18 protein-coding genes are annotated in these 20,458 nt (G+C 70.5%); 10 read left to right on the forward strand and 8 right to left on the reverse strand.

Annotation, left to right across the window (positions count from 1 at the left end):
* The first annotated feature begins 463 nt into the window (after positions 1-463).
* Positions 464-1,261 (forward strand): phosphatase PAP2 family protein, encoded by a 798-nt coding sequence (locus tag ACGFR7_RS17730; RefSeq protein ID WP_393319578.1) that lies wholly within the window; start codon positions 464-466, stop codon positions 1,259-1,261.
* Between the two features lie 167 nt (positions 1,262-1,428).
* Here the strand turns inward: ACGFR7_RS17730 and ACGFR7_RS17735 are convergent, their stop codons facing one another.
* The 6 genes from ACGFR7_RS17735 to ACGFR7_RS17760 form a co-directional block, all read right to left on the reverse strand.
* On the reverse strand, positions 1,429-2,847 hold the full coding sequence (locus tag ACGFR7_RS17735; protein WP_393319580.1) for an NAD(P)/FAD-dependent oxidoreductase: 1,419 nt from the start codon (positions 2,845-2,847) through the stop codon (positions 1,429-1,431).
* 5 nt (positions 2,848-2,852) lie between these two features.
* Positions 2,853-3,701, reverse strand: a complete 849-nt coding sequence (locus ACGFR7_RS17740) for an ABC transporter permease (RefSeq protein WP_393319582.1) — start codon at positions 3,699-3,701, stop codon at positions 2,853-2,855.
* Positions 3,701-4,639 carry an ABC transporter permease gene (locus tag ACGFR7_RS17745; protein WP_393319585.1) on the reverse strand — a complete coding sequence of 313 codons (939 nt, stop codon included), beginning with the start codon at positions 4,637-4,639 and terminating at the stop codon, positions 3,701-3,703. The genes ACGFR7_RS17740 and ACGFR7_RS17745 overlap by 1 nt, the downstream gene beginning before the upstream one ends.
* On the reverse strand, positions 4,636-5,799 hold the full coding sequence (locus ACGFR7_RS17750) for an ABC transporter ATP-binding protein (RefSeq protein ID WP_393319588.1): 1,164 nt from the start codon (positions 5,797-5,799) through the stop codon (positions 4,636-4,638). Before ACGFR7_RS17750 ends, ACGFR7_RS17745 begins: the two co-directional genes overlap by 4 nt.
* A 56-nt stretch (positions 5,800-5,855) precedes the next feature.
* Positions 5,856-7,103, reverse strand: a complete 1,248-nt coding sequence (locus ACGFR7_RS17755) for a spermidine/putrescine ABC transporter substrate-binding protein (protein WP_393319591.1) — start codon at positions 7,101-7,103, stop codon at positions 5,856-5,858.
* A 104-nt stretch (positions 7,104-7,207) separates the two neighbouring features.
* On the reverse strand, positions 7,208-8,725 hold the full coding sequence (locus ACGFR7_RS17760) for a gamma-aminobutyraldehyde dehydrogenase (RefSeq protein WP_393319593.1): 1,518 nt from the start codon (positions 8,723-8,725) through the stop codon (positions 7,208-7,210).
* 201 nt (positions 8,726-8,926) lie between these two features.
* On the opposite strand from ACGFR7_RS17760, the gene ACGFR7_RS17765 reads away from it, so the two are divergent.
* Positions 8,927-9,577, forward strand: coding sequence for an NADAR family protein (locus ACGFR7_RS17765; protein ID WP_393319596.1), 651 nt, complete (start codon positions 8,927-8,929; stop codon positions 9,575-9,577).
* Positions 9,578-9,719: 142 nt separating this feature from the next.
* Positions 9,720-10,757 (forward strand): adenosine deaminase, encoded by a 1,038-nt coding sequence (locus ACGFR7_RS17770; RefSeq protein ID WP_393319599.1) that lies wholly within the window; start codon positions 9,720-9,722, stop codon positions 10,755-10,757.
* An 83-nt stretch (positions 10,758-10,840) separates the two neighbouring features.
* Here ACGFR7_RS17770 and ACGFR7_RS17775 read toward each other — a convergent pair whose 3' ends face one another.
* Positions 10,841-12,022, reverse strand: a complete 1,182-nt coding sequence (locus tag ACGFR7_RS17775) for a spermidine/putrescine ABC transporter substrate-binding protein (RefSeq protein ID WP_393319602.1) — start codon at positions 12,020-12,022, stop codon at positions 10,841-10,843.
* A gap of 140 nt (positions 12,023-12,162) precedes the next feature.
* Positions 12,163-13,617: a gamma-aminobutyraldehyde dehydrogenase gene (locus ACGFR7_RS17780; protein WP_393319604.1), complete on the reverse strand. Its 1,455-nt coding sequence runs from the start codon at positions 13,615-13,617 to the stop codon at positions 12,163-12,165.
* Between the two features lie 177 nt (positions 13,618-13,794).
* On the opposite strand from ACGFR7_RS17780, the gene ACGFR7_RS17785 reads away from it, so the two are divergent.
* The 7 genes from ACGFR7_RS17785 to ACGFR7_RS17815 all read left to right on the forward strand — a co-directional run bounded on the left by ACGFR7_RS17785 (position 13,795) and on the right by ACGFR7_RS17815 (position 20,355).
* Positions 13,795-14,268 carry an Lrp/AsnC family transcriptional regulator gene (locus tag ACGFR7_RS17785; protein WP_042150015.1) on the forward strand — a complete coding sequence of 158 codons (474 nt, stop codon included), beginning with the start codon at positions 13,795-13,797 and terminating at the stop codon, positions 14,266-14,268.
* 2 nt (positions 14,269-14,270) lie between these two features.
* Positions 14,271-15,632, forward strand: a complete 1,362-nt coding sequence (locus ACGFR7_RS17790) for an aspartate aminotransferase family protein (RefSeq protein WP_393319607.1) — start codon at positions 14,271-14,273, stop codon at positions 15,630-15,632.
* A 214-nt stretch (positions 15,633-15,846) separates the two neighbouring features.
* On the forward strand, positions 15,847-16,587 hold the full coding sequence (locus ACGFR7_RS17795) for an ABC transporter ATP-binding protein (protein WP_393319610.1): 741 nt from the start codon (positions 15,847-15,849) through the stop codon (positions 16,585-16,587).
* Positions 16,569-17,735, forward strand: a complete 1,167-nt coding sequence (locus ACGFR7_RS17800) for a hypothetical protein (RefSeq protein ID WP_393319613.1) — start codon at positions 16,569-16,571, stop codon at positions 17,733-17,735. The genes ACGFR7_RS17795 and ACGFR7_RS17800 overlap by 19 nt, the downstream gene beginning before the upstream one ends.
* 177 nt (positions 17,736-17,912) lie before the next feature.
* Entirely contained in the window at positions 17,913-18,044 is a 132-nt protein-coding gene (locus ACGFR7_RS17805; protein WP_393319615.1) for a hypothetical protein, read from the forward strand.
* Positions 18,045-18,054: 10 nt separating this feature from the next.
* Positions 18,055-19,209, forward strand: coding sequence for an LOG family protein (locus ACGFR7_RS17810; RefSeq protein WP_393319618.1), 1,155 nt, complete (start codon positions 18,055-18,057; stop codon positions 19,207-19,209).
* A gap of 216 nt (positions 19,210-19,425) precedes the next feature.
* The gene (locus ACGFR7_RS17815; RefSeq protein ID WP_393319620.1) at positions 19,426-20,355 is read left to right on the forward strand and encodes a hypothetical protein; all 930 of its coding nucleotides are present in this window, start codon (positions 19,426-19,428) and stop codon (positions 20,353-20,355) included.
* Positions 20,356-20,458: the final 103 nt, after the last annotated feature.

Consider the following 20,458-nt stretch of genomic DNA (forward strand, 5'->3'; position numbering starts at 1 on the left):
CACGTACCCCGTTCTGTGCCCATTTCTCTGCTCATTTCCGTGCGGACGCGCGTAACTGGAGGCATCGCGTGAAGAAGATGTGCGGGGCCGATGGCGGCCGGGTAATGCGACTGTCCGGGGCGCTCGCGGTGCCGTACGGTTCCTGCAGATGAGAGAAACACCCCGCTCGCAGGGGACTGCGGGCGACGCCCGGTCGGCACTTCCCCGGTTCCGATCAGGCCGTGCCCTCGCGCACAACACCGGTGCCCCTGTCACAGGGAGTTCCGGGAATCCTCACCGATCGGATGTCCGCCCGCCCCATACCCCCCGGGGCGCGCGGGACACCGGTCAGCGCGGCCGCCTCGGAACCACCCCCCCTGTTCCGAGGCGGCCGACCCTTTTCCCCTCCGCCGGCCCGTCGGGTCACGGCTTCCTGCGCATCTCGCCGCTGACGGCCGGTCTGCTCAGCGCCTTGCTCTTCGCGGTGCTCACCTGGCAAGTGGCCGGTCACGGCCCGCTGCGCACCCTCGATGAACGGCTCGGCCGCATCGTCGCCTCCGGGAGCATCCCCGCCGGACTCGCCGAGTTCTTCGCCGATCTCGGCAATACGGCCGTGGCACTGCCGGTGCTGTTGGTCGTCATGGTGTGGGTGGGGTGGACGGGGTGGCTGGGCAGCCAGGGCGTCGAGGGCGTCGAGGGCGTCGAGGGCGTCGAGGGCGTCGAGGGCGTCGAGGGCACCGTCCACGGCTCTGCTCCGGTGCGCTGGTGGCTGCCGCCGCTCGCCGCCGGCCTCGCACTGGCCGCGGTGCCCGCGCTGGTCGTCCCGCTCAAGCTGTGGCTCGCCCGGCCTGGCCCGCCGCAGATGGCCGGCGCTGCGCCCGCCTTCTATCCGTCGGGCCATGGCGCCACGGCGGCCGTGGCGTACGGCGTGGCCGGGCTGTTGCTGCTCCGCGGCCGGCGGGTGATGCGGGCCGGCGACGACGGCGCGGCCGCCGCCCGTCCGCACCGTCCCGCGGCCACAACCCCGCCCACGGCCACGGCCACGGCCTCGGCCACGCCCACCGCCGCGGCCACGATCACGGCCACGGCCACGGCCCCGGTCACCGTCGTGTTCGTCATCCTGCTCAACGCGGGCGTCGGCATCGGCCTGGTGCGCCGGGGCTATCACTGGCCGCTGGACGTCCTCGGCAGCTGGTGCCTGGCCGGCGTGCTGCTCGCCGGGTGGTGTGCGGTGTGCGAGCGGTGGGCCCGTGGCGGGGGCCAGGTGGTGCGCGGTGAGTGACCGGTGGGACGGTGGCCGGGGCCGGGCGGTGCGCCGGGAGGCGTCCGACGGGGCGGGGCCTGACGGCCCCTGACCCCGGCCGTGGCGTGCCGTCCGGCCGCACGAGGGGCGTGCCACGCAACGCCCGCCCCTCCCGCAACGGGGATCGTCGCCCGCCCCGTCATGCGTCAGCTGTCGAAGCCCAGCCCCACCTTGTCCATGGCCTTCAGCCACAGATTGCGGCGTCCGCCATGGGTGTCGGCCCGGGTCATCGACCACTGGGTGATCCCGATACCGGCCCAGCGCAGCGGCTCGGGCGGGAACGGCAGCGGCTTGCTGCGGACCATCTCCAGCTCCGTGCGCTCGGTGCGCTCACCGGAGAGCAGATCGAGCATCACCTCGGCACCGAAGCGGGTGGCGCCCACGCCGAGGCCGGTGTAACCGGCGGCATAGGCGACCCGGCCGGCGTGTGCGGTGCCGAAGAAGGCCGAGAAGCGGGAGCAGGTGTCGATGGCGCCGCCCCAGGTGTGGGTGAAGCGCAGCCCCTCCAGCTGCGGGAAGCAGCGGAAGAAGTGCCGGGCGAGCTTTTCGTAGGTGGCCGGGTGGTGGTCGAACTCGGCTCGGACGCCGCCGCCGTAGCGGTAGACGATGTCGTAACCGCCCCACAGGATGCGGTTGTCCTCGGTGATGCGGAAGTAGTGGAAGTGGTTGTTGGAGTCCGAGAGGCCCTGGCGGTTCTTCCAGCCGATGGCGGCGAGCTGTTCGTCGGTCAGCGGCTCGGTCATCAGGGCGTGGTCGTAGACCGGGACGACGTACGGGCGGACCCGCTTGACCAGCGACGGGAAGGCGTTGGTGCCCAGTGCCACATGACGGGCGAAGACCCGGCCGTAGGGCGTACGGACGGCCATGCCCATGCCTTCGGAGGCGAGGTCGGTGGCCCGGGTGCGCTCGTAGATGCGGACGCCGAGCCCCAGGCAGGCCTGCTTCAGGCCCCAGGCGAGGCGGGCCGGGTTGAGCATGGCGACGCCGTCGCGGTCCCACAGACCGGCGAGGAAGGTCGGCGAGTCGACCTGGGCGCGCAGGGCGTCCTGGTCGAGGAAGGTGTGCCGGTCGAGGCCGAGCCCCGCGGCGTCCTCGGCGAACTCCTCGAGCTCGGCGACCTGGTGGGGCTCGGTGGCGATGTCGATCTCGCCGGTGCGCTCGAAGGCGCAGTCGATGCCGTAGCGGGCGACGGCCTCCCCGATGGCGTCGAGGTTGCGGATGCCGAGCTCTTCGAGGGTGGCCAGTTCGTTCGGCCAGCGGGCCAGGCCGTTGCCGAGGCCGTGGGTGAGGGAGGCGGCGCAGAATCCGCCGTTGCGCCCGGAGGCCGCCCAGCCGATCTCGGCGCCTTCGATGAGGACGACATCGCGCTCGGGGTCGCGTTCCTTGGCGATCAGTGCGGTCCACAGTCCCGAGTAGCCGCCCCCGACGACGAGCAGATCGCAGGTCTCGTCCCCGACGAGGGCGGGCCGGGCGGCCGGGCGGTCCTTGTCGGCCAGCCAGAACGGGGTGGGTTCGGCGTCCGCGAGCGCATGCGCGGCGGACGGGGTCATGGCAGCTCGTGCCATGGTTCTCAGCTCCTTTTGCTCCTCTTGCGGCGGGCCCCGGCCAGCTGGCCCATGACTACGCACAACACGGCGACCAGGAACATCGCCGTGCCGATGACATTGATCTGAACGGGAGTGCCCCGCTGCGCCGATCCCCAGACGAACATGGGGAAGGTCACGGTGGACCCGGCGTTGAAGTTGGTGATGATGAAGTCGTCGAAGGACAGGGCGAAGGACAGCAGGGCGCCGGCCGCGATGCCGGGGGCGGCGATCGGCAGCGTCACCCGCAGGAAGGTCTGGACGGGTGAGGCGTAGAGATCCTGGGCGGCCTGCTCCAGGCGCGGGTCCATGCTCATCACCCGGGCCTTGACGGCGGTGACCACGAAGCTCAGGCAGAACATGATGTGCGCGATGAGGATCGTCCAGAAGCCGAACTGGATGCCCATGTTGAGGAAGAGGGTCGCCAGCGAGGCGGCCATGACGACCTCGGGCATCGCCATCGGCAGAAAGATCAGGGTGTTGACGCCGGAGCGGGCGCGGAAGCGGTAGCGGGCCAGCGCGAACGCGATCATGGTGCCGAGGACGGTCGCCCCGACGGTGGCCCAGAGCGCGATCTGCAGGCTCAGGCCGAGCGAACCGCACAGGTCGGCGACGCCGCACGGATCGCTCCAGGCGTCCGTGGAGAAGCGCTGCCACTGGTAGTTGAAGCGGCCGTTGGGCTTGTTGAAGGAGAAGACCATCACCACGAGGTTGGGCAGGATCAGGTAGCCCAGTGTGCACAGGCCCGCGATCGTGATGATGTTGCGGCGCAGCCAGCGCAGGCCCCGGTTCGGGGTGCGGGCCGCGGTGGCTTCGGTGGTCTCGTGGACGGCCATCAGACCAGATCCTCCGTCCCGGACTTGCGGATGTAGAGCGTGACCATGGCGAGGATGGCCGCCATGAGGAGGAAGGAGAGGGCGGCGGCGGTCGGGTAGTCCAGGACCCGCAGGAACTGCGACTGGATGACGTTGCCGATCATCTTCTGGTCGGTGGAGCCCAGCAGTTCGGCGTTGATGTAGTCACCGGCGGCCGGGATGAAGGTGAGCAGGGTGCCGGCGACCACACCGGGCATGGACAGCGGGAAGGTCACCCGGCGGAAGGTGGTGGACGGGCGGGCGTAGAGGTCACCGGCGGCCTCGTGGAGGCGCGGGTCGATGCGCTCCAGTGAGCTGTAGAGCGGCAGGACCATGAACGGCAGGAAGTTGTAGGTCAGTCCGCAGACCACCGCGAGCGGGGTGGCCAGCACCCGCTGTCCTTCGGTGAGGCCGAGCCAGCTGGTGACGTCCAGGACGTGCAGCGCGTTCAGGAGGCCGACGACCGGTCCGCCGTCGGCCAGGATGGTCTTCCAGGCGAGCGTACGGATCAGGAAGCTGGTGAAGAACGGGGCGATGACCAGGATCATCACGACGTTGCGCCAGCGGCCGGCCTTGAAGGCGATGAGGTAGGCCAGCGGGTAGCCCAGCAGCAGGCAGAGCGCGGTGGCCACGGCGGCATAGCCCACCGAGCGGACGAACTGCGGCCAGTATTCGCCGAGCGCGTCCCAGTAGGTGGCGAAGTGCCAGGTGACCTTGAAGCCCTCTTCGAGGGAGCCGGTCTGGATCGAGGTCGACGCCTGGTAGACGAGCGGGGCGGCGAAGAACACGACCAGCCACAGCATGCCGGGCAGCAGCAGCCAGTAGGGGACGAGGCGTTTGCGGACGGGGGTCTTGCGCACCTCCAGGGGCGCGGACCCGGCCTGCCCGTCCGGTGGCGCGGGCGTCTCGGTCGTGGTCATGCGGCCTCCTCGTCGAGGTCCGCGCCGGCCTGGATGTCCTGGGTGGCGTCCAGCCCGAAGGTGTGTGCAGGGCTCCAGTGCAGGACGACCTCGGCGCCGGGGACCAGGCGTCCGTCGCGCTCGATGTTCTGCTCGTAGACGGCGAGTTCGCCCAGGCCCGGAGCCTCGATCACATACTGCGTGGAGACTCCGATGAAGCTGGCGTCCTTGATCCGCGCCGGCAGCCGGTTGCGGCCTTCGGCGAGGGACCCGGCGTCGTCGGCGTGCGCCAGGGTCACCTTCTCGGGCCGGAATCCGGCGAGCACCTTCTCGCCGGTGCGGGCCGTGGCGCTGCACCGGCCGGCCGGCAGCCGCAGCGTGGCGTCACCGGCCTTGAGCAGCAATTCCTCGCCGCCGGCCTCGACGACCTCGGCCTCGATGAGGTTGGAGGTGCCCAGGAAGTTGGCGACGAAGGTGGTGGCGGGGTTCTCGTAGAGGTCGGCGGGGGCGCCGAGCTGTTCGACCCGCCCGCCGTTCATCACGGCCACGGTGTCGGCCATCGTCATGGCCTCCTCCTGGTCGTGGGTGACATGCACGAACGTGATGCCGACCTCGGTCTGGATGCGCTTGAGCTCCAGCTGCATCTGGCGGCGCAGCTTGAGGTCGAGGGCGCCCAGCGGCTCGTCGAGCAGCAGCACCTGCGGGTGGTTGATCAGCGCACGGGCGACCGCGACCCGCTGCTGCTGGCCGCCGGAGAGCTGCTGCGGCTTGCGGCGCGCCATCGGGCCGAGCTGGACGAGGTCGAGCATCTCCTCGACCTGCTTCTTGACGGACTTGATGCCGCGGCGGCGCAGGCCGAAGGCGACGTTCTCGTAGATGTCCAGGTGCGGGAAGAGGGCATAGTTCTGGAAGACGGTGTTGACCTGGCGCTTGTAGGGCGGCAGGGCGGTGACGTCCTCGCCCGAGAGTTCGACGGTCCCGGTGGTCGGCTCCTCCAGTCCGGCGATCATGCGCAGGGTGGTGGTCTTGCCGCAGCCCGAGGCGCCCAGCAGCGCGAAGAAGGAGCCCGCGGGGACGGTCAGGTCGAGGGGATGCACGGCGGTGAAGGAGCCGTAGGTTTTGCTTATCCCGTGGAGGCGGACGTCGCCGCCGCTGCTCTGGGGGGTCGCGGTGTGGGTCATGTCGGTCGTCCCGTGGGTCGGAGGGCGAAACGGCTCGGGGGCCCGGCAGGTGGGGGTCAGGCGCCGGTGAGGTCGGAGAACTTCTGGGCGAACTCCTTGTTCTCCTTGGCACTCAGGGCACGGAAGGAGTGGGACCGGGCCGCCATCTCCTTGTCCGGGAGGATCAGCGGGTTGTCCGCCGCCTTCTTGTCGATCTTGGCGAGTTCGTCGCGCACGCCGTCGACGGGGCAGGCGTAGTTGATGTACGCCGCGAGCCGGGCCGCCGCCTTCGGCTCGTAGAAGTAGTCGATGAGCCGCTCGGCATTCTGCTTGTGGCGGGCCTTGTTCGGCACCATGAGGTTGTCGGTGGAGACCATGTAGCCGGTCTTGGGGACGGCGTAGGCGATGTCCGGGTTGTCGTTCTGGAGCTGGACGACGTCCCCGGCCCAGGCCACACAGGCGGCGAGGTCGCCCTTGTCCAGGTCGTTGGTGTAGTCGTTGCCGGTGAAGCGGCGGATCTGCTTGGAGTCGACGCCCTTCTGGAGCCGGGCGAGGGCCGCGTCGTAGTCGTCCGCGGTGACGTCCTCGGGCCGCTTGCCCATGTCCAGCAGGGTCAGGCCGACGCTGTCGCGCATCTCGGAGAGGAAGCCGACCCGGCCCTTGAGCTGCGGGTCCTCCAGCAGCTGGCTGATGGAGTCGACCTTCTTCCCGCCGGTGGCCTTCTTGTTGTACGCGATGATCGCCGGGATGCCCTGCCAGACGTAGGAGTGCGCGCGGCCCGGGTCCCAGGCGGGGTCGCGGTACTGCGCCGAGAGGTTGGCGTAGGCGTGCGGCAGGTTGGCCGGGTCGAGCTGCTGGATCCAGCCGAGGGAGATCATGCGTGCGCACATCCAGTCGGTGAGCACGATCAGATCGCGGCCGGTGTCCTGGCCGGCCGCCAGCTGCGCCTGGATCTTGCCGAAGAACTCGTCGTTGTCGTTGATGTCCTCGGTGTACTTGACGGCGATGCCGGTGCGCCGGGTGAAGCGGTCCAGCGTCGGCCGGTGCTTGCCGTCCTTGCTGACGTCCATGTACTCGGTCCAGTTGGAGAAGTTGAGGCGCTTCTCCGCCCTGGAGTGGTCCTCGGAGCGGCCGGCGTCCGTACGGCCCGCGGGCGGGATTCCGCAGGACGCCAGGGCGCCGAGGCCGCCGGCCGCGGCCGCCATGGCGCCCCCCGCGCGCAGCAGGGAGCGGCGGGTCATGGCGAGCCGGCCGTCGGTCGCACTGCGGCGCATGGCGGTGAGTTCGGCCGCGGACAGGGGTTCGGGCTGCTCGTGGTGCTCCATGCGCGGTGCCCTTTCAGGGGATGAGCCCGGCGCTCGGCCGGTGGTGACGAGGCCCGCGGCGCCGGCCGCAGGGAAAGGGCCCAGGGGCCCGGGCGGGACGTCCCTTACGGGCGGTCCCCGAAGACCGTGCGGTGCCAGTCCTTGCGCGCCACCGCGGTGTTGTCGTACATGACGTGCTTGACCTGCGTGTACTCCTCGAAGGAGTAGGCCGACATGTCCTTGCCGAAGCCGGAGGCCTTGGCCCCGCCGTGCGGCATCTCGCTGATGATCGGGATGTGGTCGTTGACCCAGACACAGCCCGCGTTGATCTCGCGGGTGGCGCGGCCGGTGCGGTAGACGTCCCGGCTCCAGGCGGAGGCGGCCAGCCCGTAGGGGGTGTCGTTGGCCAGCGCGATGCCCTCGTCGTCACTGTCGAAGGGCAGCACGACCAGCACCGGACCGAAGATCTCGGACTGCACGACCTCGCTGTCCTGGGCGGCCCCGGCGATCAGTGTGGGCCGGTAGTACGCGCCCTTGGCCAGCTCCCCCTGGGGCGCCTCGCCGCCGGTGACGACGGTGGCGTAGCCGCGTGCCCGCTCGACGAAGCCGGCCACCCGGTCGCGCTGGGCGTGCGAAATCAGCGGGCCCAGGTCGGTGGACGGGTCGAAGGGGTCGCCGAGCCGTACCGTCGCCATCAGATCGGCGACGCCGCTGACAAAGGCGTCGTAGAGCGGGCGCTGGACGTAGGCGCGGGTGGCGGCGGTGCAGTCCTGGCCGGTGTTGATCAGCGCGCCGGCGACCGCTCCGTGGACGGCGGCCTCCAGGTCCGCGTCGTCGAAGACGACGAAGGGTGCCTTGCCGCCGAGTTCGAGATGCAGCCGCTTGACGGTGCCGGTGGCGATCTCGGCGACGCGCTTGCCGACGCCGGTCGAGCCGGTGAAGGAGGTCATCGCCACGGAGGGGTGGCCCACCAGGTGCTCGCCGGCGTCCCTGCCCGCCCCGGAGACGATGTTGATGACGCCGTCCGGCAGCCCCGCGCGCTGGGCGGCCTGCGCGAACAGCAGCGAGGTGAAGGGGGTGATCTCGGCGGGCTTGAGGACGATGGTGTTGCCCGCGGCGATGGCCGGCAGCACCTTCCAGGCGGCCATCTGCAGCGGATAGTTCCACGGGGCGATGGAGCCGACGACGCCGATGGGTTCGCGTCGGATGACGGAGGTGTGATCGGCGCTGTATTCGCCGGCCGCCTTGCCTTCCAGATGACGGGCGGCGCCCGCGAAGAACGCGGCGTTGTCGACCGAACCCGGTACGTCGAACTCCTCGCTGAGCTTGATCGGCTTTCCGCAGTTCAGCGATTCGGCGGCGGCGAGGTCGGCGGCGTCCTCGGCGAGCGCGGCCGCGAAGCGGTGCAGCGCGTCGGAGCGCTCACCCGGCGTGGCACCGCCCCACTCCGCGAACGCCCGCCGCGCGGCCTGCACGGCGGCGTCCACATCCGCCGTACCTGCGAGTTCATAGGAGTACACCGTCTCGCCTGTCGCCGGGTCCACGACGGCCTGGGTACGTCCGGAACTGCCGCTCCGGAGACTGCCTGCGACGAATTGGGCGCCCGCGGCGAACCGCTCGGTGGCATCGAATCGGTGATTCATGGTGTTCTCCTCCGCCGGGCACCGAGGCCGCTCAGCGGCACTGCCTGGCGTAGCTATTTCCGGAATCGATGGCCGATCTTGACAGAGCAGAAGGGTCTCAACAAGGGATTCCGTTGTTGCCTTTTGGTTACGCGACGAATTCTGCGATTCTCGCCATACAAGCCCCGACACGTTGTCAGTGCTCGCTGACAGAATCCCGGCATGATGCACGACGACACGGGGATCACCACGGGGGAGGCCGGCGGACGCGCCGCTGACGGTCCGCGCTCGGTCGGGGAACTCCGCCGCGCCACCGCCGGCGGCGAGCGCGTCAAATACGTCCATTTCTGGGGCCACAGCCCCCGGCGCGACGGCAGCCTCGGCGCGAGCTGCTTCAGCCAGTGGTGGCCCTCCCCCTTCACCGTGGACGGGGTCCGGTACGCCACCGCCGAGCACTGGATGATGGCCGGCAAGGCCCGGCTGTTCGACGACGCGGAGGCGGAGCAGCGCGCGATCGCGGCAGGGCACCCCAAGCAGGCCAAGGACGCCGGGCGCCGGGTCCGCGGCTTCGACGAGGAGATCTGGCAGCGGCACCGCTTCGGCCTGGTCGTCGAGGGCAGTGTCCATAAATTCGGCCAGGACGCCGCACTGCGGGAGTTCCTGCTGGGCACGAACTCCCGGGTGCTGGTGGAGGCCAGTCCGATGGACCGCATATGGGGCATCGGACTCGCCGCCGACGACGAGCGGGCCGCGGACCCGGCCCGCTGGCGGGGTCTGAATCTGCTGGGCTTCGCGCTGATGGCGGCGCGGCAGATACTGCGGGAAGGGGACGGCCCCACACCGCAGGACGGGCTTTCCGGCTCGAAGCCGTGAGCCGGGCTTCGGGGTGGCCGGGCTTCCCGCGGGGCGGGCGCGAGGCCGGTCCGCAGACCTGCGCCCCGCGGCCGCCCGCACCCCGCTTAGCATGACGGGGCCTCTCCGCTCACCCTGCACATCCCTTGACCAGGAGGAACCGTTGTCCGATCTCGATGCCTTCATCGCGGGTCTGCCCAAGGCGGAGCTGCACGTCCACCACGTCGGATCGGCCTCCCCGCGCATCGTCGCCGAGCTGGCGGCGCGGCACCCCGACTCCGCCGTCCCCACCGACCCCGAAGCGCTGGTCGACTACTTCACCTTCCGCGACTTCGCGCACTTCATCGAGGTCTACCTCTCCGTCGTGGACCTGATCCGCGACGCCGAGGACGTCCGGCTGCTGACCTACGAGGTCGCCCGGGACATGGCCCGCCAGAACATCCGCTACGCCGAACTGACCGTCACCCCCTTCAGCTCGACCAGCCGAGGCATTCCGGACGCCGCGTTCGTCGAGGCCATCGAGGACGCGCGCAAGGCGGCGGAGTCGGAGCTGGGCGTGGTACTGCGCTGGTGCTTCGACATCCCCGGCGAGGCGGGCCTGGCGGCCGCCGAGGAGACCGCCCGTATCGCCTGCGACCTGCAGCCCGAGGGCCTGGTCTCGTTCGGGCTCGGCGGCCCCGAGATCGGCGTCGCCCGCCCGCAGTTCAAGCCGTACTTCGACCGCGCCATCGCCGCCGGTCTGCACTCCGTGCCGCACGCCGGGGAGACCACGGGCCCCGGCACGATCTGGGACGCGCTCACCGAACTCCGCGCCGAGCGCATCGGCCACGGCACCAGCGCCCCCCAGGACCCGGCGCTGCTCGCCCATCTCGCCGAGCACCGCATCCCGCTGGAGGTCTGCCCCACCTCCAACATCGCCACCCGCGCGGTGCGCACCCTGGAGGAACACCCGCTCAAGGAGATGGTCGACGCGGGCGTGCTGGTCACGATCAACAGCGACGACCCGCCGATGTTCGGTACGGACCTCAACACCGAATACGGCGTCGCCGCCCGGCTGCTGGGCCTGGAAGCGGACGGTGTGGCCGGCCTCGCCAGGAACGCCGTCGCCGCCTCCTTCATGGACACCGCCGCCAAGACGCGGCTGACGGCCGAGATCGACAGCTACACGGCGGCGTGGCGCGCGGGTAGCCACGACGGCTGACGGCGGGACGGCACAGGGGGCGTACGGCACAGGGCCGCCCCTGTGCCGTACGCCCCCTGCTACCCCTACAGCCCCTACAGCCCCTACAGCCCCACGATCCCGTTCCACTCCTTGGCGAACGCGGGCCGCTCCTTGGACGTGATGTCGCGGGCGATGGCCAGCCGCTTGCGCATCGCGTCATCGGGGAAGATCAGCGGGTCCTCGGCGAGCGCGGCGCGCTCCTTGTCCTTGGACGAGGCCAGCACCTCGCGCGCGGCCGGTACGGGACAGACGTAGTTGACCCAGGCGGCCAGCTCCGCGGCGACCTCCGGCCGGTAGTAGTAGTCGATCAGCCGCTCGGCGCTGCGCTTGTGCTCCGCGAGGTTGGGGATCAGCAGGCTCTCCGCCCAGAGCTCGGCGCCCTCCTGCGGCACCACGAACTCGATGTCCGGGTTGTCCGCCTGGAGCTGGATCACATCGCCCGAGTAGGCCTGCGCCGCGAGCACATCCCCGGAGTCCAGGTCCTTGATGTAGTCGTTGCCGGTGAACCGCCTGATGTGGCCCTTGCTCACCAGGCGGCGTATGCGGTCGGTCATCCGGTAGAAGTCATCGGCCTTCCAGCGGGTGATGTCCACCCCCTCGCCCTGCATCAGCAGCGCGAACGACTCGTCGAGCCCGGACAGCAGGGTGACCCGGCCGCGCAGATCGTCCTTCCACAGGTCGGAGGTGTGCTTGATCTCCCGGCCGAGCTTCTTGCGGTTGTAGGCGATGCCGGTGATCCCGGACTGCCAGGGCACGGAGTGCGTACGGCCCGGGTCGAAGTGCGGGGTGCGCAGCAGCGGATCGAGGTGCGCGGCGACCTGCGGCTGGGCCGCCCGGTCCATTTTCTGCACCCACCCCAGCCGTACGAACCGGGCGCACATCCAGTCGCTGATGACGATCAGGTCCCGGCCGGTGCTCTGGTGGTTCATCAGCGCGGGGCTGATCTTGCCGAAGAACTCGTCGTTGTCGTTGATCTCCTCGGTGTACGTCACGGAGATCCCGGTGCGCCGTTCGAAGGCGTCGAGGGTGGGCCGGCGCTGCTTGTGCCGGTCGTCGACGTCGATATAGAGGGGCCAGTTCGCGAAGACGAGCCTGTGGTCCTGTGCCGACCGGTCCGCTCCGCCGCGGTCCGCCTCCTTGACGTACGCGGGCGGCACCCCGCAGCCGGTCATGGCGGCCAGCGCCCCCGTCACACCCATTCCGCCCATACCCCGGAGCAGCGCACGCCGCGAAAGATCAGCCATGGCGTGCACTCTCACGTGCCGCGGGCGGAGGCGGCAAGAGACAGAGCGTCCATTGCCGCGCCTCCGCCCGCGACGGTGTGTCGAGCGTTCCGCGCCGCCCGGCGGTACAGAACCCCGGATCAGCGGGCGGATCGGCCGGGTCAGCCGTCCAGCGAGGTCATCACGTGCTTGATGCGGGTGTAGTCGTCGAAGCCGTAGGCCGAAAGGTCCTTGCCGTAGCCGGACTTCTTGAATCCGCCGTGCGGCATCTCGGCGACCAGCGGGATGTGGGTGTTGATCCACACACAGCCGAAGTCCAGGGTCTTGGACATCCGCATGGCGCGCGCGTGGTCCTTGGTCCACACCGAGGACGCGAGCGCGTACTCGACGCCGTTGGCCCACTGCACCGCCTGCTTCTCGTCGGAGAAGGACTGAACGGTGATGACCGGGCCGAAGACCTCCTGCTGGACGATCTCGTCGTCCTGCTTGAGGCCCGAGACGACGGTCGGGGCGAAGAAGTAGCCCTTGTCGCCGACCTGTTCGCCGCCCGCCTCGATCTTGGCGTGCGCGGGCAGCCGCTCGATGAAGCCCTTGACCTGCTTGAGCTGGTTGGCGTTGTTCAGCGGGCCGTAGAGCACGTCCTCGTCGTCGACCGCGCCGGTCTTGGTCTCCGCGGCGGCCTTGGCCAGCGCGGCGACGAACTCGTCGTGGATGGACTCGTGGACGAGGACCCGGGTGGCGGCCGTACAGTCCTGGCCGGCGTTGAAGTAGCCGGCCACCGAGATGTCCTCGACGGCCTTGGGGATGTCGGTGTCCTCGAAGACGACGACCGGCGCCTTGCCGCCCAGCTCCAGGTGGACCCGCTTGAGGTCCTTGGAGGCGGACTCGGCGACCTGCATGCCGGCGCGTACGGAGCCGGTGATCGAGGCCATCGCGGGGACCTTGTGCTCGACCATCAGGCGGCCGGTCTCGCGGTCACCGCAGATGACGTTGAACACGCCGCGGGAGTGGCCCAGTTCGTCCAGCACGCTGCCGATGATGTCGGCGATCAGCACCGTGGAGGCCGGGGTGGTGTCCGAGGGCTTGATGACGACGGTGTTGCCCGCGGCCAGCGCCGGGGCGAACTTCCACACGGCCATCATCATCGGGTAGTTCCACGGCGCGACCTGGGCGCAGACGCCGACCGGCTCGCGGCGGATGATGGAGGTGAAGCCGTCCATGTACTCGCCGGACGCGCGGCCCTCCAGCATCCGGGCGGCACCCGCGAAGAAGCGGATCTGGTCCACCATCGGCGGGATTTCCTCGGACCGTACGAGCGCGATCGGCTTGCCGCAGTTCTCGGACTCGGCGGCGATCAGCTCCTCCGCCCGCTCCTCGAATCGGTCGGCGATCTTGAGCAGGACCTTCTGGCGCTCGGCCGGGATCAGGTCGCGCCAGGCGGGGAAGGCGGCCTCGGCGGCAGCCATGGCCGCGTCCACGTCGGCGGCGGCCGAGAGAGGGGCGGTGGCGTACGCCTCACCCGTGGCGGGATTGACCACCTCCGTGGTCCGCCCGTCGGCGGCGTCCCGGAACTCCCCGTCGATGTAATTGCGCAGACGACGCAGTGCGGTGGTCACTGTGCGCCCCCTTCAGTCAGATATCCGGTGATGTGGCTCCACCCTAGCCATGGAACCCACGTTTTCGACACACCCGCCACTCAGGAACAACGGAATCAGTGAAATTTAGATCGCGACACGACTAATTTCATCGTCTGGGGGTTGCACGACAGACGAGGCTCGTGCACAGTGAACGACGTGGCCACTCGTGACAGAAACGGCACTCCGTCGATCGACTCCGTCTCCCTGGCGATCATCGAGCAGCTCCAGGAGGACGGGCGCCGTCCGTACGCCGCGATCGGCAAGGCCGTCGGCCTGTCCGAAGCGGCGGTACGCCAGCGCGTACAGAAACTGCTCGACCAAGGCGTGATGCAGATCGTCGCGGTCACCGACCCCCTCACGGTCGGTTTCCGTCGGCAGGCAATGGTCGGCATCAACGTCGAAGGTGACCTCGACCCCGTGGCCGACGCCCTGACGACCATGGAAGAGGTCGAGTACGTCGTCATGACGGCAGGATCCTTCGATCTCCTCATCGAGATCGTCTGCGAGGACGACGACCACCTTCTGGAAATGATCAACAAGCGGATCCGCACGCTTCCCGGCGTCCGATCCACCGAGAGCTTCGTGTACCTCAAGCTCCGGAAGCAGACCTACACCTGGGGAACGAGATAACGATGAGCGGCGACCTCTCCAAGACGGCCTACGACCACCTGTGGATGCACTTCACCCGCATGTCGTCGTACGAGAATGCCCCCGTGCCCACGATCGTGCGCGGTGAGGGCACCAACATCTACGACGACAAGGGCAAGCGCTACATCGACGGCCTGGCCGGCCTCTTCGTGGTCAACGCCGGCCACGGCCGGGTCGAGCTCGCCGAGACCGCCTACAAGCAGGCGCAGGAGCTGGCCTTCTTCCCCGTATGGTCCTACGCCCACCCCAAGGCCGTGGAGCTTGCCGAGCGCCTGGCCCACCACGCGCCGGGCGACCTCAACAAGGTCTTCTTCACCACCGGCGGCGGCGAGGCCGTCGAGACCGCCTGGAAGCTGGCCAAGCAGTACTTCAAGCTCACCGGCAAGCCGATGAAGCACAAGGTGATATCCCGCGCGGTGGCCTACCACGGCACCCCGCAGGGCGCCCTGTCCATCACCGGTCTGCCCGGCCTGAAGGCCCCCTTCGAGCCGCTGGTCCCCGGCGCGCACAAGGTCCCGAACACCAACATCTACCGCACCCCGATCCACGGCGACGACCCCGAGGCCTTCGGCCGCTGGGCCGCCGACCAGATCGAGCAGCAGATCCTCTTCGAGGGCCCCGAGACCGTCGCCGCGGTCTTCCTGGAGCCGGTGCAGAACGCCGGCGGCTGTTTCCCGCCGCCGCCCGGCTACTTCCAGCGGGTCCGCGAGATCTGCGACCAGTACGACGTGCTGCTCGTCTCCGACGAGGTCATCTGCGCCTTCGGCCGCCTCGGCACGATGTTCGGCTGTGACAAGTTCGGCTACGTCCCGGACATGATCACCTGCGCCAAGGGCATGACCTCGGGCTACTCCCCGATCGGCGCCTGCATCATCTCCGACCGCCTGGCCGAGCCGTTCTACAAGGGCGACAACACCTTCCTGCACGGCTACACCTTCGGCGGCCACCCGGTCTCCGCGGCCGTCGGCGTCGCCAACCTCGACATCTTCGAGCGCGAGGGCCTCAACCAGCACGTCCTCGACAACGAGGGCAACTTCCTGAGCACCCTGCAGAAGCTGCACGACCTGCCGATCGTCGGCGACGTCCGCGGCAACGGCTTCTTCTACGGCATCGAGCTCGTCAAGGATAAGGTCACCAAGGAGTCCTTCAACGACGAGGAGACCGAGCGCGTCCTGTACGGCTTCCTCTCCAAGGCGCTGTACGACAACGGTCTCTACTGCCGCGCCGACGACCGTGGCGACCCGGTCATCCAGCTGGCCCCGCCGCTGATCGCGGACCAGCCGGTCTTCGACGAGATCGAGCAGATCCTGCGCTCCGTCCTCACCGAGGCCTGGACCAAGCTCTGAGCCTCGCGTCACCTCCTGGTGCACTCATCCACAACTGAACATCCAGCGGCCCGGATTCACTCACTTCAAGCCATACGAGTGAATCTGGGCCGTTGTGCTGCCAAGCCACGAATACCGGGGGTCACCAGTCCTTACCGTGCTAGTGACCGATACCCTCCATGGTCGTTCACCCGGTCGGGGGAACGATTCGACGCCTACAACAAGAGGTGCGCAGATGGTGGCCCCGCCTGACAACGACGTTCTCTGGGCCCGCGGCCTGCACCACACGCACGGCGGCACCTCGGCCCTCGCCGGAGTCTCCGTCGGCGTCCGCGAGGGCGAGATCCTCGCCGTCACCGGCCCGCGCGGCAGTGGCAAGACCACCCTTCTGAAATGTCTCTCCGGCCAACTCGTCCCGTCCGAGGGCGAGGTCTGGTTCAACAGCGCGCCCGTGCACACCCTCTCCTCCCCCAGCCGCGAACGGCTGCGTCTGGACCGGTTCGGCTGGATCGACACCGAACCGCACCTCGTCCCCGAACTCACCGCCTGGGAGAACGCCGCCCTCCCCCTCCTCCTGCGCGGCACCGGCACCCGCTCCGCCAAGCACACCGCCGTCGAATGGCTGGACCGCCTCGACGTCGGCATGTGCGCGAACCGCCGTCCCGCGCGGCTCGACCAGTCCCAGCGCCAGCGCATCGCCATCGCCCGCGCCCTCGCCACCACCCCCCAGGTGCTGTTCGCCGACGAGCCGACCGCCCCCCTGCACCGCTCCGACGGCACCCAGGTGCTGCGCACCCTGACCACCGCGGCCCGCTCGCACCAGATCACCGTCGTCCTGGCGACCCACGACCCTGAGGTCGCCACGCTGGCCGACCGGTCCCTGGCGCTCCTCGACGGCCGCCAGTCCAGCGCCGCGGCCGAGGCCGCCGGTTCCTCCGATGAGGAAAGCAGGGCAGCGTGCTCGCTCTCCGTCTAGCCCGCGGCTCCCACCCCCTCGTCCTGCTGCGCCGCCTCTGTGTCGCCGCCGCGGCGGCCGGCACCGGCTTCCTGCTGCTCTCCACCGTCGGCCACGCCGCCGGCCACCCGTCCGCGGCCGACGAGTCGCTGGTCCGGCTGCTGTGGTGCACGGCCCCGCTCGCCGCCACGGCCCAGTTCGCGGTGTCCACGGCTCGCACGGATCCCGCCGCCCGCCTCCAGCGCGGTATGACCGCCGCCGGCCTGGGCCCGCTCCGCCTCACCCTGCTCGCCACCGTCTCCACCGCGCTGACCTGTGTGCTCGGTGTCCTCGCCGCGCTCGTCGCCTTCCTCCGTCTCCGCGGCGACCTCGGCGGCCCCTCCACCGTCCCGCTCTTCGACGACGACCTGCTCGGCGCCGGCCATCCGGTACCGCTCGTCGGCGCCCTCATGCTGCTGGCCACCGTTCCGCTGACCGCCGCGGCGGCCACGGCCGTCGCCCTGCGCCCCCGCCACGAAGCCGGCGCCTGCGAGGACGTGAGCCGCCCCACGATCGCCCCGCCCTCCGGTCTCCCGTGGGGCATCGCCCTGGCCGCGGCCGGCCTGGCGATCGAGGCGTACACCAGCCGCACTCCCGGCGCCCACAGCGGGCTGCTGCCCCTCCCCGGCCGGCTGATCGGCAGCCCGCCGGAAGTCCTGGCCGGCTGGGCGCTGTCGGCTTTCGGCCTGGTGCTGGCCGGACCCGGGCTGGTGCATCTGTGCGGCCGGCTCCTCTGCGCCGGGCGGCCCGGCGCACTGCGCCTGCTGTCCGGGCGGGTACTGCAGGAGGAGTCGCACCGCCTCGGACGCCCGCTCGGTGTCCTGTGCGCGGTCGGCTCCGCCGCGTACGCCGCCATGAAGGTCTACGAAGCCTCGTCCTCCCGTCCTTTCGGGCCGCTCACCGCCGTCGGCGCGGCCGTCGTTCTCGCCTGTGTCACCGCCAGCGCGCTCACCGCCGCGGTGGAATCCCGCTCGGCCCGCGCCCACACCACGGCCGCCCTCCGCCGCCTGGGCGCCTCCGCCTCCGTCCTCTACCGGGCAGCGGCCCTGCGCGCCCTGGCGCTGGTGATCGTCCTGGCTCCGCTGACCTGGACCGTCGCGGAGATGGCCACGCTTCCGCTCGTGCACTGAGGGGGCGGGCGGACCGGGGACGGCCGGCGCGCCGAGGGCGCGACGGATCCCGCCCCGTCTCCGCCCGCGCCGCCCCTCTCACCGCGGCCCGGCACGGCCGGCCGTGCCGCTGGGCCTGGAGTCGTCCGGTCTGACCCGCCGTAACCTGTGCCCCGACGACCGACGCGGGTGTACAGCGTGATCACGGATCAGGGCCGGGACGTCCGCGCACAGGCGCGCCCGACCTACGACGGCGCCCTGCGGGCCGCACTCGACGCGGCGGCCGCGGACGGGCACCTCGGTCCTCCGGTGGCATCGCTGCGGTCCTAACATGACGGACGTGTCGAATGCAGAGTCCTCAGCGTCCCGCCGCTTCCCGGCCCACGACGACAACCACGACCACGAAATCGAATCCCTGGCGGAGTTCGACCGGGTGGTCACCGCCGGCAGTCTCGCCGGACACCGCGTCCAGTCGGTCGATCTGACGGACCGTACGTTCGCGCTGCTCAGCACGGACACCACGGAGTCGGTGTTCCTCGGCTGTGTCATGGAGCCGGACGCCGCCGCCAAGATACGGGCCGGTGGCTCGCTGGTCTTCCCGCCCGTACCGGACCTGCCGTTCGATCCCTACCGTGGCAGTCTGTACGGGCCGGACGAACTCTTCACGCGGCTGGCCGAGGCCGGTTACGACGCCACCCCGGACGCCGGCGCGTACCGCTGGTACCAGGAGACCAAGTCGGACGGCGACATCTTCTCCTCGATGCTGCGCGGCATCCACGACGACGCCGTCTCCGACGCCCTCGACGAACACCTCGCCGGCGCACAGGTGGTGGGCATCATGGGCGGCCACGCCCTGCGGCGCGATGGTGCGGACTACGCGGGTGCGGCCCGGCTCGGCCGCCGGCTCAGCCGGGACGGCCTGACCGTCGCGACGGGTGGCGGCCCCGGTGCGATGGAGGCGGCGAACCTCGGGGCGTACGCCGCGCCCTTCGAGGACGGCATGCTCGACGCGGCGCTGGAACGTCTCGCCAAGGCACCGCACTTCACCGAGTCGATCACCGAATGGGCGCGGGCCGCCTTCGACATCCGGCACAGCCGGCCGGGCGGCGGAGCCTCGGTCGGCATCCCCACCTGGTTCTACGGCCATGAGCCGCCGAACGTCTTCGCGTCCCACATAGCGAAGTACTTCGTCAACGCGGTGCGTGAGGACGGCCTGCTGGCGCGCTCCAATGCGGGCGTCGTCTTCCTTCCGGGCGCGGCCGGGACCGTACAGGAGATCTTCGACAACGCGACGCCCAACTACTACGGGTCGCGGGGCGAGCCGACCCCGATGGTGCTGGTGAACCGCGAGCACTGGACCGAGACGCTGCCCACCTGGCCACTGCTCCGGGCCCTCGCGGCGGACCGCCCCATGGCGGCCAGGATCGCCCTGGTCGACTCGGTGGACGAAGCTCCCGAGGCGCTGTCCCGCCTCCGGTCGGGGGCCGATTCCTGACCCACCGGCGGTCCCTCGCACGCGCCGTGCCGAAGCCCCGGGCACCGTGCACCGCGCATGGGGCACCGTGCACCGGCGCGGCCTCCCCAGCCGGCCGGACGGCGGGTTCGACCGCCGAGGCAACTCCCGTCCCGAAATGCACGTCTGCCAGGCCGGGCACGTAACAGACGGTTCATGTAACAGACGGTTTCACACAGCGGGCGAACGGAGCTCTTGGTGATCATCGGTCTTCTGACGGCCGTGGCGGCATCGGCCTGCTACGGCACGGGATCGGTCCTGCAGGCGGTGGGCTCGCGCAAATCCGCCCGCCGGGAGGCGGCCGAGGCCTCCACCACCGGTGTCACCCAGCACGGCGGCCCCAGCCTGTCGTCCACCGCGAAGGCGGCCGTGACCTGGGAGTTCATGGTCGGCACGGTGCTGGACTTCCTGGGGTTCGGGCTCGGCGCGCTGGCCGCCCGGCTGCTGCCGCTGTTCCTCTCCCAGACCGTGATCAGCGCCAACCTCGTGATCACGGCGGTGCTGAGCATCAAGCTCCTCGGGATCCGGCTCTCCCGGGCCGAGTGGAGCTCCATCGGCGTGGTGTGCGGGGCGTTGGTGCTGCTGGCCACGGCCGCCGGGCCGGAAGGCAGCGGCCACACACCGATCGCCGCCCACTGGTGGCTGCTCGCCGCTTCCGTCGTACTGATCCTCGGTGGCACCCTGATCGTGCGGCTGCTCGGTGGACGGGCCGCGATCCTCGCGGGCCTGCTCTCCGGTCTGGGCTTCGGGGCGCTCGGGATCGGCGTGCGCGTGCTGAACGGCGTGGACCCCTTCCATCTGCCGTCGCTGCTCGGCGACCCCGCCCTGTACGCGATTCTGGTGGCCGGAATCGGGGGCATGTATCTGCACACCGTCGCGCTGCAGATCGGCTCGGTGAACGGCGCCACGGCGGCGCTGGTGGTGGGCGAGACGGTGGTCCCGGGCATTCTCGGGGTGCTGTGGCTGGGCGACTCCTCGCGTCCGGGCTTCGCCTGGGTCGCCGTCCTCGGGTTCGTGGTGGCCGTGGCGGGCGCCGTCGCGGTCGCCTGGTTCGGCGAACCGGAACCGGGGGACGGGCCCGGCGCGCCGACGGCGGATGAGGCGAAGGCGGAAGTGGCGGCACGCTGACACCCCCCGCACCCCGGGAGCCCAGGGGCGCCCGCTCCGTGTGGCCGGCCCGCGGCATCCGGTGTGACCCGCCCGTCGAGTCCGGCGTGACCCGCCCGTCGAG

Source organism: Streptomyces sp. NPDC048516 (assembly GCF_043199875.1).
In the GTDB taxonomy this organism is placed as follows: Bacteria; Actinomycetota; Actinomycetes; order Streptomycetales; family Streptomycetaceae; genus Streptomyces.

Excerpts from the sequence above, each read along its gene's own strand:
- ACGFR7_RS17735 (WP_393319580.1), bottom strand. The coding sequence starts at position 2,847 with ATGGCACGAGCTGCCATGACCCCGTCCGCCGCGCATGCGCTCGCGGAC.
- ACGFR7_RS17740 (WP_393319582.1), bottom strand. The coding sequence starts at position 3,701 with ATGGCCGTCCACGAGACCACCGAAGCCACCGCGGCCCGCACCCCGAAC.
- ACGFR7_RS17745 (WP_393319585.1), bottom strand. The coding sequence starts at position 4,639 with ATGACCACGACCGAGACGCCCGCGCCACCGGACGGGCAGGCCGGGTCC.
- ACGFR7_RS17750 (WP_393319588.1), bottom strand. The coding sequence starts at position 5,799 with ATGACCCACACCGCGACCCCCCAGAGCAGCGGCGGCGACGTCCGCCTC.
- ACGFR7_RS17755 (WP_393319591.1), bottom strand. The coding sequence starts at position 7,103 with ATGGAGCACCACGAGCAGCCCGAACCCCTGTCCGCGGCCGAACTCACC.
- ACGFR7_RS17760 (WP_393319593.1), bottom strand. The coding sequence starts at position 8,725 with ATGAATCACCGATTCGATGCCACCGAGCGGTTCGCCGCGGGCGCCCAA.
- ACGFR7_RS17765 (WP_393319596.1), top strand. The coding sequence starts at position 8,927 with ATGATGCACGACGACACGGGGATCACCACGGGGGAGGCCGGCGGACGC.
- ACGFR7_RS17775 (WP_393319602.1), bottom strand. The coding sequence starts at position 12,022 with ATGGCTGATCTTTCGCGGCGTGCGCTGCTCCGGGGTATGGGCGGAATG.
- ACGFR7_RS17790 (WP_393319607.1), top strand. The coding sequence starts at position 14,271 with ATGAGCGGCGACCTCTCCAAGACGGCCTACGACCACCTGTGGATGCAC.
- ACGFR7_RS17795 (WP_393319610.1), top strand. The coding sequence starts at position 15,847 with ATGGTGGCCCCGCCTGACAACGACGTTCTCTGGGCCCGCGGCCTGCAC.